The sequence below is a fragment of the Leucobacter sp. 7(1) genome (assembly GCF_900163635.1).
Taxonomy (GTDB): Bacteria; Actinomycetota; Actinomycetes; order Actinomycetales; family Microbacteriaceae; genus Leucobacter.
In genome coordinates this window covers 38,630-54,320 of sequence record NZ_FUID01000005.1, presented here as the reverse complement: position 1 = coordinate 54,320, position 15,691 = coordinate 38,630, and the positions used below count along the sequence as shown (strand labels likewise).

Annotated in this window: 12 protein-coding genes and 1 tRNA gene; 4 read left to right on the top strand and 9 right to left on the bottom strand. The window is 64.6% G+C overall.

Translation table 11 applies throughout. The features are described 5' to 3' along the window. Positions 1-75 precede the first annotated feature (75 nt). The 3 genes from groL to FM113_RS01725 form a co-directional block, all read right to left on the bottom strand. Entirely contained in the window at positions 76-1,698 is a 1,623-nt protein-coding gene (gene groL / locus FM113_RS01735) for a chaperonin GroEL (RefSeq protein WP_087010859.1), read from the bottom strand. 189 nt (positions 1,699-1,887) lie between these two features. Then, positions 1,888-2,685 carry a LytR C-terminal domain-containing protein gene (locus FM113_RS01730; RefSeq protein WP_087010857.1) on the bottom strand — a complete coding sequence of 266 codons (798 nt, stop codon included), beginning with the start codon at positions 2,683-2,685 and terminating at the stop codon, positions 1,888-1,890. 328 nt (positions 2,686-3,013) lie between these two features. Continuing rightward, complete coding sequence (locus FM113_RS01725; protein WP_254908815.1) at positions 3,014-4,192, bottom strand: hemin ABC transporter substrate-binding protein; 1,179 nt, start codon at positions 4,190-4,192, stop codon at positions 3,014-3,016. A 159-nt stretch (positions 4,193-4,351) separates the two neighbouring features. On the opposite strand from FM113_RS01725, the gene FM113_RS01720 reads away from it, so the two are divergent. Together FM113_RS01720 and FM113_RS01715 are read left to right on the top strand one after the other, a co-directional pair. After that, positions 4,352-5,419 (top strand): iron ABC transporter permease, encoded by a 1,068-nt coding sequence (locus FM113_RS01720; protein WP_087010855.1) that lies wholly within the window; start codon positions 4,352-4,354, stop codon positions 5,417-5,419. Beyond that, a complete protein-coding gene (locus FM113_RS01715) occupies positions 5,416-6,231 on the top strand; it encodes a heme ABC transporter ATP-binding protein (protein WP_217895935.1) in 816 nt (271 codons plus the stop codon). Before FM113_RS01720 ends, FM113_RS01715 begins: the two co-directional genes overlap by 4 nt. Positions 6,232-6,384: 153 nt before the next feature. Here FM113_RS01715 and FM113_RS01710 read toward each other — a convergent pair whose 3' ends face one another. From FM113_RS01710 to FM113_RS01700, 3 genes are all read right to left on the bottom strand, one after another. Continuing rightward, positions 6,385-7,311, bottom strand: coding sequence for an HtaA domain-containing protein (locus FM113_RS01710; RefSeq protein ID WP_087010852.1), 927 nt, complete (start codon positions 7,309-7,311; stop codon positions 6,385-6,387). 76 nt (positions 7,312-7,387) lie between these two features. After that, the gene (locus FM113_RS01705) at positions 7,388-9,835 is read right to left on the bottom strand and encodes an HtaA domain-containing protein (RefSeq protein ID WP_087010850.1); all 2,448 of its coding nucleotides are present in this window, start codon (positions 9,833-9,835) and stop codon (positions 7,388-7,390) included. A gap of 205 nt (positions 9,836-10,040) precedes the next feature. Beyond that, complete coding sequence (locus FM113_RS01700; RefSeq protein ID WP_087010848.1) at positions 10,041-11,570, bottom strand: S-layer homology domain-containing protein; 1,530 nt, start codon at positions 11,568-11,570, stop codon at positions 10,041-10,043. 247 nt (positions 11,571-11,817) lie between these two features. On the opposite strand from FM113_RS01700, the gene msrB reads away from it, so the two are divergent. Together msrB and FM113_RS01690 are read left to right on the top strand one after the other, a co-directional pair. Further along, positions 11,818-12,258, top strand: coding sequence for a peptide-methionine (R)-S-oxide reductase MsrB (msrB, locus tag FM113_RS01695; RefSeq protein ID WP_087010846.1), 441 nt, complete (start codon positions 11,818-11,820; stop codon positions 12,256-12,258). After that, entirely contained in the window at positions 12,255-12,833 is a 579-nt protein-coding gene (locus tag FM113_RS01690; RefSeq protein ID WP_087010844.1) for a nitroreductase family protein, read from the top strand. The genes msrB and FM113_RS01690 overlap by 4 nt, the downstream gene beginning before the upstream one ends. Here FM113_RS01690 and FM113_RS01685 read toward each other — a convergent pair. The 3 genes from FM113_RS01685 to FM113_RS01675 form a co-directional block, all read right to left on the bottom strand. After that, positions 12,793-13,746 (bottom strand): DMT family transporter, encoded by a 954-nt coding sequence (locus FM113_RS01685; RefSeq protein WP_087010842.1) that lies wholly within the window; start codon positions 13,744-13,746, stop codon positions 12,793-12,795. The two genes, FM113_RS01690 and FM113_RS01685, sit on opposite strands and share 41 nt — an antisense overlap. An 844-nt stretch (positions 13,747-14,590) precedes the next feature. Then, positions 14,591-14,666 (bottom strand) — tRNA-Thr (locus FM113_RS01680). A 38-nt stretch (positions 14,667-14,704) separates the two neighbouring features. Beyond that, positions 14,705-15,661 carry a thioredoxin domain-containing protein gene (locus FM113_RS01675; protein ID WP_087010840.1) on the bottom strand — a complete coding sequence of 319 codons (957 nt, stop codon included), beginning with the start codon at positions 15,659-15,661 and terminating at the stop codon, positions 14,705-14,707. Positions 15,662-15,691: the final 30 nt, after the last annotated feature.

Genomic DNA, 15,691 nt, shown 5'->3' with positions numbered 1-15,691 from the left:
CAGCCCGGCTTGATGCCGAAAACACCACAGGGGGCCGCGCCCGAAGGCGCGACCCCCTGTGAGGGGAGGCAGGACTTAGAAGTCCATGCCACCGGTCGGGTCACCGGCCGGAGCGGCACCAGCCGGCTCGGGCTTGTCGGCGACGACGACCTCGGTGGTGAGGAACAGGCCTGCGATGGACGCGGCGTTCTGCAGCGCGGAGCGCGTCACCTTGGCCGGGTCGAGGATGCCCTGCGCAGCAAGGTCACCGTACTCGCCGGTCGCGGCGTTCAGGCCGTGGCCGAGGGGCAGGTTCGCGACGCGGTCGACGACAACGCCCGGCTCAAGGCCAGCGTTGAGCGCGATCTGGCGCAGCGGAGCCTCGATGGCTGCCTTGACGATCTTCGCGCCAACGGCTTCGCCCTCGGTGAGCTCGAGCGTGTCGAACACGTCCTTGCCCGCCTGGATCAGCGCGACGCCACCGCCGGGAAGCACGCCCTCTTCGACGGCTGCCTTTGCGTTACGCACGGCGTCCTCGATGCGGTGCTTGCGCTCCTTGAGCTCAACCTCGGTTGCTGCGCCAGCCTTGATGACGGCAACGCCACCGGCGAGCTTTGCGAGACGCTCCTGGAGCTTCTCACGGTCGTAATCGCTGTCGGTCGACTCGATCTCGCGACGGATCTGGGTGACGCGACCCTGGATCGCCTCTTCCTCGCCGCCACCCTGGACGATGGTGGTCTCGTCCTTGGTGATGATGACCTTGCGGGCGGTGCCCAGCATGTCGAGGGTGGTGTTCTCGAGCTTGAGGCCTACCTCTTCGGAGATGACCTGGCCGCCGGTGAGGATCGCGATGTCCTGCAGCATGGCCTTGCGACGGTCGCCGAAGCCCGGAGCCTTGACGGCTGCCGACTTGAAGATGCCGCGGATCTTGTTCAGCACGAGGGTAGCGAGCGCTTCGCCCTCGACGTCTTCAGCAATGATGAGGAGCTGCTTGCCCGACTGGATGACGGGATCGACGACGGGGAGCAGGTCCTTGATGTTGGAAACCTTGCCGTTGACGATGAGGACGTAGGGGTCCTCGAAGACGGCTTCCTGGCGATCTGCGTCGGTGACGAAGTATGCGGAGAGGTAGCCCTTGTCGAAGCGCATGCCCTCGGTGAGCTCCAGCTCGGTGCCGAAGGTGTTCGACTCCTCGACGGTGACAACGCCTTCCTTGCCGACCTTGTCGATTGCCTCGGCGATCAGCGCGCCGATCTGCTCGTCAGCTGCGGAGATCGATGCCGTTGCGGCGATCTCGGAGGTCGTCTCGATCTCCTTGGCGTTGGCGAGGAGCTGAGCGGTCATCGCGGAGACGGCCTTCTCAATGCCCTTCTTGATCGCGATGGGGTCGCTGCCAGCGGCCACGTTGCGGAGGCCCTCACGCACGAGCGCCTGAGCGAGCACCGTAGCGGTGGTCGTACCGTCACCCGCGACGTCGTCAGTCTTCTTGGCGACCTCCTTGACCAGCTCAGCGCCGATCTTCTCGTAGGGGTCGTCGAGCTCGATCTCCTTGGCAATGGAGACACCGTCGTTCGTGATCGTGGGGGCGCCCCACTTCTTCTCCAGAACAACGTTGCGGCCGCGCGGGCCCAGCGTCACCTTCACGGCATCAGCGAGAATGTTCAGGCCTCGCTCAAGCCCACGACGTGCTTCCTCATCAAACGCAATGATCTTTGCCATGTAATTCGCCTCTCCTGGACGTTCTCGGTGTGGTGAGCAGCGCATCAACGCAGAGCATCGATGCGCGAAGCTTTAGCACTCAGTCGATTCGACTGCTAACACCAATCTTGGCACTCACACGTGGCGAGTGCAAGCGGTATCGCTCGCGTACAGCGAACAGAGAGGGAGTCTGGCCGGGCGGCCAGACGGCTAGGACGCGGGGGCTGCGGGATCCGCAGCGAGACCTGTCGCCGGGTCAACAGGAAGCCCCGTTGCGGGGTCGATCGGGAATCCGGTCGCGGGATCAATCTCCCACCCGGTTGCGGGATCAATTTCCGGTTCCGCTGTGGCCCCGCCGCCCGCGCCGCCCATCGAAATCGACCCGTCGGTCCCGGGATCGGTCTCTGCGGCAATCTGTGCTGCCTCAGTCAGTCCCGGCCCCTGATAGTCCGCACCGATGAGCACAACAAGCTGTGCTCCGTACTGGTCGTAATCCGTGGTCGTGTAGGTCGAAAGTCCACCCAGTTTTGCGGCGAGGCCCGCGGCGGCACCCTCGTCCGCAGGATCCGAATAGAACACCGCAGAAATCTGCACGTCGGCCGCTGAGGCACTGCCTGAGAAGAGGATCTTGCCCCACGCTTCCTCGGTTACGATCTTGTCGACCGCGGCTGCCAGGTGTTCCGTCGTGGTTCCGTTCAGCACCGCAATCGTCGCGTCCGGATTGATTTCCGCATCGGGCTGCGTCTGCCCCGAGGATGAGGTCAGTCCTTCACCACGAATGGGCAGTTTCCCCGCGTCGCCAATCGCGTGCACCGCGAGCACGCCCAGCGTAGTCAGAATCGCAAAGCCCAGCAGTGCAGCGATCAGATACTGCCATGTATATCGGGGCCGGGCGGTGACACGATGCGCCCCCACTCGCCCGCTCCGTGCAATCCTGTCGAACCGATCCTCGGGGTAGTCCTGGCGGTTCACCGGACGCGCCCCTGCGTCTTCGGTTCGTTTCGCCACGCGGTTCTCCTCGATCAGTCTGTGGTGGATCGCCACGAAGAAACCGCAGGATCAGCCCCTACAGTACAACGTGGTTCCTGCCAGGACGGTGGATCCACTCCGAATGGGCGTCACTTTGGTCCGGGGACGCCCGTCGGCTGGGCGTGCACGCGCACCCAGCACCGGATCGCGTACCGGGGTAATGGCCCCGGCGCGACCCGCAAGAAAACGCTGACGCGTTTTCATGTGAGCGGGACGCGCGCGTTACTGTAGCGAATCATCCTCCGGGCTACGCCCGTCGGCTGTGCGCGCACGCGCACCCAGCACCGGATCGCGTAACGCTGGCGCGTTACTGTAGCGAATCCGGTGCATACACCGCGCGGGCGAGGCCGTCGATCACGTCCGGGATGCGCGTGCCACCGGCAAACAAGAGTGTGTCATCCACATCGATGATCCGACGGTTCTTGCCCGCAGTAGTGAGCGCGATGCTCGGCTGCGCCTCCAAAAGACCGTCAACACCGCCGGCGCTCTCCAGCCCCTTGGTCATGACGAGGATCACGTCTGGGTCGATCGCGATGAGCGCTTCGTCAGTCATCGGCTTTTCGCCCTTCCACCCAATCTCGGCCGCCACATCGAGCGCCCCGATGGAGCGAATCAAACTATCGACGCCGCTCCCCTCGCCGAACAGGTAGTAGATCCCCGAGGTTCCACGCACGTACAGAAACGCAACGCGGGGCAGCTTCTCGGGATCCTCGGGCAGCAGCGTTGCGACTTCCGCTTCTTTGGCGGAGATCGCCGCTTGCAGGGTGTCGATCAGTGGCGGGGCCGATTCCGGAACACCCAGGGCATCCGCAACCTGCTGCGCCGTCACGAACGTCGTCGCCGCATCAACCGCGCGATCCACCGTGATCACCGGAATCCCAGCGTCACGCATCTGCAACACAACGTCGGTGGGGCCGATCGATCCATCGGTGAGGATCACCGTGGGGCTCAGGCCAAGTACGCCCTCCGCATCGATGGAGTGCCCGTCCCGAGTCACAATGGGGAGATCCTCCGAGCCTGGGAAGTTCGTCGAGATGTCGCGTCCCACCAACTGATCAGACATCCCATACGCGTGCACAAGCTCACCGAGTGAGCCACTCAACGACAGCGCGAGCACGCGCGAGGTATCCGTTACCGTCACCTCGGTATCGCCTGAGCGGTCATGCGAGGTTACCGTTGCCGGCAGCTCCGGCGCGGGTGCGTCGGCGACCGGGGCAATTGAGGGTCCACCGATGAGCGCCGTCGTCGGGCCCTCAATGTTGCGCGGATCCGGCGCGGGAGTCAGTTCCGAGATCGGTGGAAGTTCAACGGACTCGGCGCTTTCCAGGCCGACGGACGCGCTCCCACTTTGGCAAGCAGTCAGCCCGAGTCCGAGCAGCGCGACAGTGACGAGAGCGAGCGCGCGACGAGCGCGCGTACCGCGGAACGTGTGCATGAGGTCCCTTCGAATCTGCAGGAGCAGCAGGTCAGACAGCGCAGCAGGCATCATATGCCCCTGCACATTTCCCGTACGCCAGCGGGGGTAAGTCTAACCTAGTGAAGGTATGATGAAGCCAAAGGGTCGTCGCGGGGACGTGGCGCTCGGCGCGGGTGCGCGCTCGGGATCCTGACCCACGAACTCTCACGAAAGCTGTCCTTCGCACGCATGACTGCCCAATTGAAACGGACCGGTTCCCGGCACGCCGCGAAGACGACGATCCTGTTCGCCTCGCTCGGCATCGCCCTCGTTGTATCGCTCCTCATTTCGGCGGGAACTGGCCAGCTCGGAGTGCCGCCGCAAGAGGTGCTCGGGTCCCTGCTGCACCGCATCGGCATCGACTGGCTGCCAATGCCAACGCATCCCGCCGGCGACCAAACTCTTTGGGCGATCCGGTTCCCACGGGTTTCCATGGCGGCACTCGTGGGTGCGGGGCTCGCAGTGTCCGGTCTCCTCATGCAGGCGATCTTCGGTAACCCGCTCGCCGAGCCTGGCGTCATCGGCATTTCATCCGGTGCGGCAGTCGGTGCGGGGCTCGCAATCGTCTTCGGCCTCACCATCTTCGGCGAGTGGACCACGGCAGTTCTTGCTTTCATTTTCGGCCTCGGGGCGACACTCATCGTGTACGCGATGAGTCGCGCTGACGGCAAAACCGAGGTCGTCACCCTCGTCCTCACCGGTATCGCGGTCAACGCCATCGGTGGGGCCGGGATCGCGCTCCTCACGTTCCTCGGCGATACCCAGTCACGCGAGCAGATCGTCTTCTGGCAGCTCGGCAGCCTCGCGGGCAGCCGCTGGTCGCAGGTGCTGATCATCGCTCCCATCATCGCGGTCGGGCTGCTCGCCGCATATATCGCGGCGCACAAGCTCGACCTGCTCGCGCTCGGCGAGCGCAACGCTCGGCACCTGGGTGTCAACGTCGAGGCGCTCCGCATCGTCATGATCTTTGTCGTCGCCCTTCTTGTCGGCGCCGCGGTCGCCTTCGCTGGCATCATCTCGTTCGTCGGGCTTGTGATCCCGCACCTGATGCGCATGGTCCTCGGCCCCGCACACCTCCCGCTTGTCACGGCAAGCGCCCTCGGCGGCGCGCTGTTGCTGACCCTGGCGGATCTGGCAGCCCGCACGCTCGTTCCCATGGCCGATATGCCGATCGGCATGCTCACCGCGATCGTTGGTGGACCGTTCTTCTTCTGGCTGCTCCGACGAACTCGCAAACGAAGTGGAGGCTGGGGATGAGCGCGCGGCATGTGGCTCTGCCGACTCATGCAACCACGGGCGATGTTGTGTGTGCTGCCGAAAACGTCGGTCTGAAGCGTGGCGGTCGCGCCCTGCTCGATCAGGTCTCGCTCGAGGTTCGCGCCGGTGAAGTGCTCGCCCTCCTGGGCCCGAACGGTGCCGGCAAGTCGACACTGCTGAGTGTGCTCTCGGGCGACGTCGCAGCTGATTCCGGCGTGGCTCGGTTTGGCGGTCGGCCCATCGCCGACTGGTCGCTGGGAGAGCTCTCGCGTCGCCGCAGCGTGCTCTTGCAAGACAATCAGCTTTTGTTCCCGTTCACGGTGCACCAGGTTGTCGAGATGGGTCGCGCGCCGTGGCGCAAGACTCCACTCGAAGACGAGGACAACGAGGCCATCTCCGAGGCCATTGCCTCCGCCGACATTGCTCACCTCGGCAATCGCCGGGTTCCGTCACTCTCAGGTGGCGAGCGTGCCCGCACCGCGTTTGCACGTGTGATCGCGGGCCGCACCGGGGTGCTGATGCTCGATGAGCCCACAGCTGCGCTGGATCTGGGGCACCAGGAGGCGGTTCTGGGACTGGCACGAGAACGCGCGATGGCCGGGGACGCTGTCCTTGTCGTGCTGCACGATCTGAACCTCGCCGCGGCGTATGCCGACCGGATCGCACTGCTGCGTGATGGGAAGGTCTACGCCTGTGATGCGCCGGCGAAAGTACTGACGGCCGAGATCGTCAGCGAGGTCTACCGGACCCCGGTCGAGGTGATCCCCCACCCCATCACCGGGCAGGGGATCGTTATGCCGAAGCGGTCCTAGCACGGCACAGCCCCACAGCTTCAGGGGCCTCTCCACGAGACGACCCCGAAACTTCGAGACGACCCCGAAGCCGCAGATATTCCTGCAGTTTCGGGGTCGTCTCGCGCTCAAGGGGTCAGGTCGACGCAAACCGGGCTGCGCCCGAGCACCGGACTAGTGTGTGTCGGTCCCGGGATCGGTTTCGGACTGCTGCGCGCTCGGGCGTTTGCGTCCACCCAGCAGCATGCCGCCGGTCACACCAATGACGAGGAGCGCCACGGCACCGATGCCGATCGGCAGCCACGGGATCGACGGAGCGGCGCTCTCTGTGTCGGTCACGCCGGGGGCGGGGGTCGGATCACCGGGCAGCTCGGTCTCGGGCATGACCACAGCGGCGCTCTCCCCGAGCTCGCAGCCGGTCACGGTTGCGGTGAGCGCAATCGGGTCGAGTTCCTCCCCCGCGACATAACTGCCGTACTCTCCGTTCAGTGCCGCGGCACCCTCTGCGGTGAGGCGCGGGATCGCGCTCTCGAGTGACAGCTCGGATCCGCCGGCCGAGACCGCGTCTGTCAGATCGATCTTTGCGGCACGCAGCGTCTCCGCAGTGGCCTCCCCGCCGGCATCCGCGGCGTCGGTCGCGCCGATGGTGAGCGTCAGGTAGGCGGTGTCATCGTCCGTGAACTCGATCTTCGGATCCGACAGGTCCAGCTCCATTGCGCCGCTGTGACCGGTGAAGTGGATCGCGCCAGTGAACGCAATGTTGCCCGCGGTGAGGTCACTCGACACAGCCCCGGTGACCTGGTCCCAGATAAAGCTGGGGGTCTCGTAGCGCATGTCCTCGCTCACGGTCCACTCACCGTTGGCGATGGAGCCACTGATGTATGAGCGGAAGCTCTCCTTGACGCCCCAGGTCAGCATCCCGGTGCTCACCGTGCACGACGTTTCTGCCGTCGCGGCAACGGGGGCCGCTTGTGCAAGAACGGCGGGAGCTGCGGTGGCCGCGGTTGGCACGAGCAGCGCTCCGGCCGCAATCAATCCGCCTCCCACCAGCGCGAGGGTACGTCGCGCGGTCCGGCGCCCGAGGTCGTGAGAGTTCTGCACGTCTGATCTCCTTGTGTTGCGGGGTGCGGCGGCGTTCCCGTGGCAGGGACGCCCGCACCAACGATACGTGATGGTGTTAGAAGCCGGATCCGGGCGGGGTGTTTCCCGCGGCGGCCTTTCGGCGCTGCCCTACAACGAGACCACCCATGACGCCGGCCACCGCAAGCAGTCCGATCGATGCCGCCCACCACATCCATGCGGCCTGGTCGTCTGCGGCAGGAACCACTCCGGCTGCGGCTGGCGCGCCGGCTTCCTGTTGCGCGGCAAGCTCGGCCACGCGCTGTTGCTTCGCGGCAGCCTTCGCCTTCGGTTCCGGCTTGCGAACCTCGAGAACGGCACCGGCGTCGGTACTGCCCTGCACGGTGATCACGTACTCACCGAGCGGCAGATCCTCGGGGATCGTTCCGAGCCAGCGCACAGTGCCGGAAGTATCCGCGCCTGCGGCTTCGTCCAGCACGATCACGCCAGGGTAGAGCACCACAAGCGCTTCGCGTTCCTTCGCGGTGAAGCCCGGGGCTTCAAGCTCGATCTCGCCGCCCGGCACCAGCTTCTTCGGGTCGGTGAGGATCCGGATCCCGCTCGTCGTCGGAGCGGAAGCGGCAGCGGTCCGCTTGAGGGAATCGTTGCTCACGGCGGTGGAGCCGTAGCTCACACCGCTCGCGGTGCCGACGGTGAATGTCAGTGGGTCGGCGGCGAGGGTGTACTGGCTTCCGCCCGACGCGCCTCCGGAGAAGCCACCGCTCACAGGGACGCCGCTCCAGGTCACCTCACCATTGGCACCCACCGACTTTGCAGCTGCGGCGAGGTTCAGGGTGCCCCACTGCGATCCACCGTTGTAGATCACAGCGGAATCGGGCCCGGTGACCTGGATCATCGGGTTGCTCATGCTTTCGCTGAGGAGACCTTTGTGGCCGGTGAAGGAGATGACGCCGGAGTACTGCACGGAACCCGTCTGGGTCGCCGTGTCCCAGCTGCCGCCCGCGGCCTGTGGGAAGAGGTAGCCGCCACCGGAACTGCCCACCCCGCTCGTGGCAACCTCGCCCTTGGCAATCGGGCCTGTCACGTACTTGGAGAAAGCGCTCGAGACGCCCCAGCTCAGCGAGCCAGCAGCCTGCGCACCGCCCGCGTTCCCGTCCACAACCGTGGGCGGAAGCGGCTTCGGGACCGGCTTGGGCTTGGGTTTCGGAACCGGCTTCGGCTTCGGGGGCGTTATCGGCTTCACATCACGTTCTGAGCCAACCGTAAAGGTGATCAAATCAAGCGGCTGTCCTTCGCTATAGAACCCCTGAAAAACGTCAACGCCGGCAGTGGTCAGCGTCGCGTTCGCGTTCGCCCACCGGATCGCACCACCTTTTCGAGTCGTCGACGTCGCCGATGAGAGGTCAATAGACGCGATCACATCAACGCTCTCTTTGATCACAGGGTCACGTTCGGATTCCATATCCAGTTCAACTGACGTAGTCGTCACGGAGAGCTCAGCCCGTTTCGAGTCGATGACCCGAATCACGGGGTTGGACATATTGAGGTCAAGGCCCCCGTTGTGCCCATAGAAACGCATCGAACCTCCATACTGTGCCACGCCGCGCTGCGTTCCTGCGCCCCATTTTCCACCGGTTACCTGCGGAAAAGTGAACAGTTTTCCGTTGTACGAGGCTGGCTTGGTTGCGGACACCTTTCCCTTCGGCCCGGCTTTGGTCTCCACGTAGTTCCGGAACCGCTCAAGCACACCCCAGCTGATGCTGCCTTCCTCGGCGACCGGGGGAACCGGCCCAAGCAGCTGGTCCCATTCCCCTGAGGAAAGCTTTAGGTCAACACGCGCGAAGATATTCGACTGCGCGGGCTTCTCATCGCTTGGCCACAGCACGATTTCGTACTGCGCTGCACGCACAAGCTGTGAAACAGCGGCGGTGAGTACAAAGCTCGAAGCTCCATCGGTCACACGAGGCAGGGGTTTGGCCAGAGCCGGAATCCGATCCGTCGGCCCGGTGAGCACGGCGGTGTCTCCCTGAGGAATGAGCGCCGCGGAGAGGTCAGTCACGCCCGCTGGAAAGCCACTCGCGGACACCTGAACCTCAAGGCTTTTCTTCGGGGCGACGGATGCCTCGAACTGAATCTTCACGTTTTCAGGTCCGGCCACGGGCTCCGTTGGGAGGTCTGGTGCCTCCGCTGCGGAGGTCACCGCGGAATTGGTTTCGCTCTCGGGGACCGGACCTTGGAGTTCCGGCGCTGGATTCTCCGCTTCCACGTCGCCATCCTTGAAACTGAGCTCAGGAGCTTTCCCAGGATTCCCCGGTTCGACGACTTCAGCACCGCCCTGCGGCGCTTCCGGGCTTTCGCTGGGCACTTCAGCCTCACTGACATCGGTAGCGTTCTCCACAGAGACAGAGTTCGCGGGGTCTATCTGCTGCGAGTCACCGATAACCGATTCCTCTGCGAATGCAGGTTCTCCCACCGCCCCACCAATGACGAGCGCTGTCGACAGCGCCGCCGCGGCCAATCCGCGGAACACGTTCCGTGCGTGCATTTGGTCAGACTCCCTGTATGTGACGCCAGTGGTGCGTCGAACCTTCCGGGGGACATATGGCTGAGCCCGCCCGTGTGTAGTGCAGTGTTTCCAGTCTGCTGAACATCATCTGATGTTGCAACTCGGTGCGGGAGTTTCATCCCCCACCGACAAGTTCGGGCGTGAGCGTGGCCGAAGCAACACTCACGCCCGAACTAGCATTACTTTACGGCTGTGCGCGGTAGAGGAACGCCGCCATCGCCTCACGCGTGACGTTACTCTTCGGCGCGTACGTCGGCTTGCCACTGGGCTGCTTGTTGCCCGTCGACAGACCACTCGAGTGCATCCAAGCGATCTCCTTGAAGAACTTGTCACCCGGCTTCATATCAACGAACGGCGAGACCTTCGGCGACGCCGGCTTCTTGCCCGTGTCGATCCGGTACATGAACGCTGCCATCGCCTCACGGGTGATGCTCGCCTTCGGCAGGAACTTCACCGTGCCGTTGGCCTGCTTCACGCCAGTGGAGATCTTCATCTCCGCCATCCAGGCGATCTCCTTGTAGAACTTGTCCGTCGTCTTCACATCGGTGAAGGCCGACTTCGCCGGAGCCTTGTAACCCGGCTTGCTGTACTGCCGGAACAGGAACGCCGCCATAGCCTCACGCGACACATTCGCCTTCGGCGCGTAGGTCACTGTACCGTCAGCCTGCTTGTTACCGGTGGAGAGCTTACTCGTGTACATCCACGAGATCTCCTTGTAGAACTTGTCGCCCGGCTTCATGTCGGTGAAGGGAATCTTCGGAGCAACGGTCGGGAACACGGTGTCCCACTGCTCCTTGGTGACCGTGACATCGGCACGCGCATAGGTGTTCTCGGGGGTGAGGTCCGCATGCTTCTTCCAGAGGAAGAGCTCGTACTGCTTGGTGCGGTCTAGATCCTTTGTGGGAGCCTGCAGCGTGAACTCTGCAGCTCCATTCGTGACCTTCGGGAACGGGAGACCGAACGCTGCGTACTTACTGTTGGGGTCAGTCATTTGCGACTCGGTACCCTTGATGATCACCGCGGCGTACATGTCCGTAATGTCCGCGGGCAGGTCTTTCGCCGAGACACTGATGCTCAGACCATTTTTCGTGGCCGAAACGGCAGTCGCGGCAGTCGCGACCGGGGCCACGACCTCAGGAGCGAAGCTAAACGACTGCTCCAGCTCGTTCGCGGGAATGGCGAGAGCAGGTGCGCGTCCTGTGAGGCCATGTGTGAATACCGCGTAACGGGCACCCTCGGGAAGCGCACCGAGCTTCTCTTCGCTCACGTCAAACGTATGCTCGAACGATGCCGTGCCGTCTTCCGCGATCGTCCACTTCGACGGGGCCTGGCAGTTCTTGTCCTTGTCCGCGAACCACGCCTGCTCGACGCCGTTACGATCTGTCTTGCTGACGCCGCCCGTGGACGGACGCCAGTTGTCCGTCACCCAGCCGAGCTGGACATATACGCCCTGCGGAGCCTCCGCGGAATCCGTGCAGCCGTAATAGCTGGGCAGCCCCTTGGCGGAAGCGTCAAAGCCGGTGCCGACAACCGTCAGCGTGTCACCAGCGGGGTCGAGGACGGGCTTCGAGATCGACAACTGCGGGGCCGCAGGAGCCTCTTCGGCAAATGCGGCGGCCGGGGCCATCAGGGCGCCGCTTGCGGCGAGAAGCACCGCGGTTGCGGTGGCCAGCACCGAGGCGGAACGCCTCCGCCAGCTCGTGTGTGCTGTCATGACGATTGCAGTCCTTTACGCGTCGGTGGCCTGCACACTGTCGTGGAGGCTCTCATCGGATCGAAGTGAGGTGCACCTAACCTCAGCACCGCCCTATAGTCTGACGAATAACATCTGACGTTGCAAGTCGAGGGCCATTTTTGGGCCCAGAGAAATACTGATTTAGGTACTCGATCCCTTCAGGCACTCAGCCGGCCCGGTTACGATTGGGGCTGCAGTACCCGTTGCGCACACCACGGAGGCATACATGACGAAGCCCATCGACTCACCTGAGTATCCGGTCCAGCTCTCGGAGAGTGACTGGCGTGAGCGGCTCAGCCCGAACGAGTACTCGATCCTCCGCGAGGCCGCCACGGAGCGCGCCGGCACGGGCGCACTCCTCAACGAGGAGCGTGACGGGCTCTACCGCTGCCGCGCCTGCGGCAACGAACTCTTCATTGCGGGGACGAAGTTCGACTCCGGCTGCGGCTGGCCCAGCTTCTATGAGAGCGTACGTCCGGACGCGGTGGAGCTCTTGGAAGATGCGAGTCTCGGCATGGTGCGCACGGAGGTGCGATGCGCGGACTGTGGCTCGCACCTGGGGCACGTGTTCCCCGACGGCTTTGGCACTCCGACCGGGGACCGGTACTGCATGAACTCGCTCGCGCTCACGTTCGAAGCGGGCGCGGCTCCCGAAACCGACGCGTGACCGAGGCCGCGCCTGCGGCCGCCGCGGTCCGCGCCCGCCGCTCACACTCAAAGGTCACCGACGCAGCGCCCAGCCACGAGGAGCTGAGCGAACTCGTTTCTGCGATGTCCAGCATTGCTGATCATTCCGGGCTCCGGCCGTGGCGGATCATCGAACTGCGTGGTGATGCACGTCTCAAGCTCGGCGAAGGCCTCGCTGCTGCGGCCGGGTCCAAGCGGGAGAAATATCTCGCCAAGGCCACTCGCGCACCGCTGGTCCTCGCGCTTGTGGTGTCTTCCAGGCCAAAGCACAAGGTCCCCGTCTGGGAGCAAGAGGCCGTAGCCAGCGGTGTCGCTCACACCCTGGGCCTGCTCCTGCATGAGGCGGGGTGGGGCACCTTCTGGCGAAGCGGTTCACTCACGCGCACCCCGGAGGTACACGCCGCGCACGGACTCGCACCCACCGAGTACTTGCTCGGGTGGCTCTACGTGGGCGGGATTCCGGAGCGCGATCAGAAGTCCAAGCCCCGCAAGCCTCTGGACCTCGGCCGCCACCTCAGCGCGCCGAGCGCGGACGCCACGGCAGCGCCGCAATAACAACCGCGAGAAGCGCGACGGCGGTGCCCGCGACGAGCCCCAGGGTGAGCCCCCCTCCCAGCGGCGCACCGGCATCGAACGCCAGTGCAGCGAGGAGCTGGCCGGCAACGTTAGACATGCTCAGCAGCAGCACACCCGCGGTCCGCACAAGCATGGCGGCGACTGCAATGAAGATCGTCCCGATCACCCCGCCGAGGTAGTACACGGGTGAGGATGGCCACTCAGTAGGCCATCCGGACGTCGCAACGGAGATCACGGCGATCAGCCCCAGGAGCGTCGTCCCGACCACGAAGTTCACGAAGGTGGCTGTGATCGCGCTCTGTGCGGCCGAGCGCACGAGCCCGTTCACCATCGATTGCGCAGAGACAAGCACGCCAACGAACACCGGGAACACGACCAGCCACAACACGCTCTGGTCGGTGGCGTCGCCGCTGAAGCCAACCGACACGATCACCGCGATCACGGCGAGGACCGTGCCCGCGATCCGGGTGGGTGTCGGATCGATGCGGCCACCTGGGCCGAGCCCAATCCGATCGAGCACGAGCCCTCCGAGCACCTGCCCGGCGACGATCCCGACGGTGAACAGTGCGAGGCCAGTGAGCGGGGCGACGAGCCCCTGGCTCAGCACGAAAAACGCGCCGCCAGCACCGCCGATCAACGTCCAGGCGGGCAGCCTTCTGGTTCGAACCTCGGTCCGAACCCGCCCTAACCCTGCGCGGCCCTTGCGTGAGGCGAGCAAGACCACAGTCATCACCACGAGGCCAATAGCGAATGAGACCGCTGCCGTCACATAACCGTTGCCGATCTGCTGGCTGAGACCCCCATTAATACGGGACTGCAGAGCAACGAGGACGCCAGCCAAGCCCGAGCCCAGCAGTGCGGCCCACACGGGGAAAGATCGAGTACGACTCACCCCGCTACCCTACTCGCCTCGCGCGATACCCATGTACGAGGTGCCGTCCTGTCTTCCCTGACGCCCCCTCCCCTCCCTACCTCTTACCCCTATCCCCATTCACCCACCCGGCAGCTCCGCCGAGAACGCAATCTCGCACGTATCTCGCGCTACGAACGCGCAGAATCGGGATCTCGGCGGGGTATCACCCTGGAGGTGTGTGTGTGGGTGGGTGGGAGTGAGAAGCCCCATTGAGAACGCGATCACGCACCGGGCCGGCCGCACCTACGCCCAAGATCGCGATCTCGGCGGGGCGTCGTCCGGGCCACCCTGGGCCCATCCCCACTCCCCTTCTTGACCTTTTCCCGCTCACCCACCCGGCAGGCTCCGCCGAGAACGCAATCTCGCACCTACCGCGCGTGGATAACGCGCACAATCGCGGTCTCGACGCGATACCAAGCTGGAGAGGAGGCAGAGGAGGCAGAGGAGGCAGAGGGAGCGGGAGGGGTAGCGGGAGGGGTAGCGATGGGAGCGGAGCCACCCTGGAGCAGGACGCTTCGTGGCAGTGCTGATCTGCAAGCGCCGCAGTGGCGGCACCGACCCCGGCCGAAAACGCTACGCGTTTTCTTGCTGGAAACAGGACGCTTCGCGGCAGTGCTCATCTGCAAGTGCCGCAGTGGCGGCACCGACTCCGGCCGAAAACGCTTCGCGTTTTCTTGCTGGAACCGCCTATCGGACTCGCTTGCCGCGCTCCGGGCAAGGCGAAGCGTTGCGCGCGGCAAGCCGGCGAAGTTGGCTTCGCCGGAATCGGTTCAAAGCCCGATAGCCGGCGACACGCAAAAGGCCCCGCGGAGCGGGGCCTTACTGGAGCCGCCTATCGGACTCGAACCGATCACCTGCGCTTTACAAGGGCGCTGCTCTACCAGATGAGCTAAGGCGGCAAGTGGGGCGGCCGTACGCGACCGCCCCGTGAGTAAGTCTACTCAGATTTTTTGGCGTCGGACTTCTCCTGCGCCTGTTCGTACTCGCCCTTGACCTTCAGGAGGTACGATTCGAGGTCGCCGTCGCGGGCCTGGTTCCACTGCTGACCATTGACAATGACGGTCGGTGTGGAGACGAGACGCTGCGGTCCGTCGGCGGGCTGCGGGGTGGCACCGTCGGCGCTCAGCATGAGCGCGCCATCGGCGAGTCCCTTGATGCCGGTCTCGCTCGCGGACTTGTAGTTCGCGGAGATGAAGCTGCCGAACGTCACGTCCTGCACGCAGGAACGCAGTTCGGGTGTGAGCTTCGCGCCGGCCGCCTCGGCCTCTTCCAGGAGCTGCTCATCGCTCAACCCGGTGGTGCCTTCCTTCGGCTGCACCTCGGGGCTCAGGAGTCGGGTATGCAACGCAAAGGCAACGTCGGGCTGCTCTTCGACGACGCAGGCAAGCAGGTTGCCCGCGCGTGTCGAGTACTTCGAACCGAGTGATGCACCGTCGAGGAAGTTCAGCGGGTAAATCTCGAGCTCAATGTCGCCAGCGCCGACGTAGTTTTCGAGCATGGTGCCGTACTGCTGCTCGAACGCGCCACAAGCGGGGCACATGTAGTCGGCGTAGACCGTGACGTCGAGCGGCAGCTCGTCACGGTTGACGGTGCGTGCTTCACGCTCCGCCCCCGATTCGAGCGCGGGACCTTCAACGACCTTCAGGTCCTTCGTGAACACCACACCACCGGAGGCCATGTTCTCCGGGCCGGGGCCCGCGGGCTTCATGGTCTGCGTCAGGACGAGGGCCACGATCCCGAGGATCGCGAGGACACCGATAACGATGCCTCCCTGCAGGAAGAGGCGGTTGCGCTTCTCCCGCTTCTTCTCCTGTTCACGGGCCTTGCGCGCCTGTTCGCGCGCCTGAGTGCGTCGCTCGTTCTTGGTCAGACGACCGGTGTTCTCGCTTGCCATTCGGTATATCTCCCCATCGGTCCGCGGGTG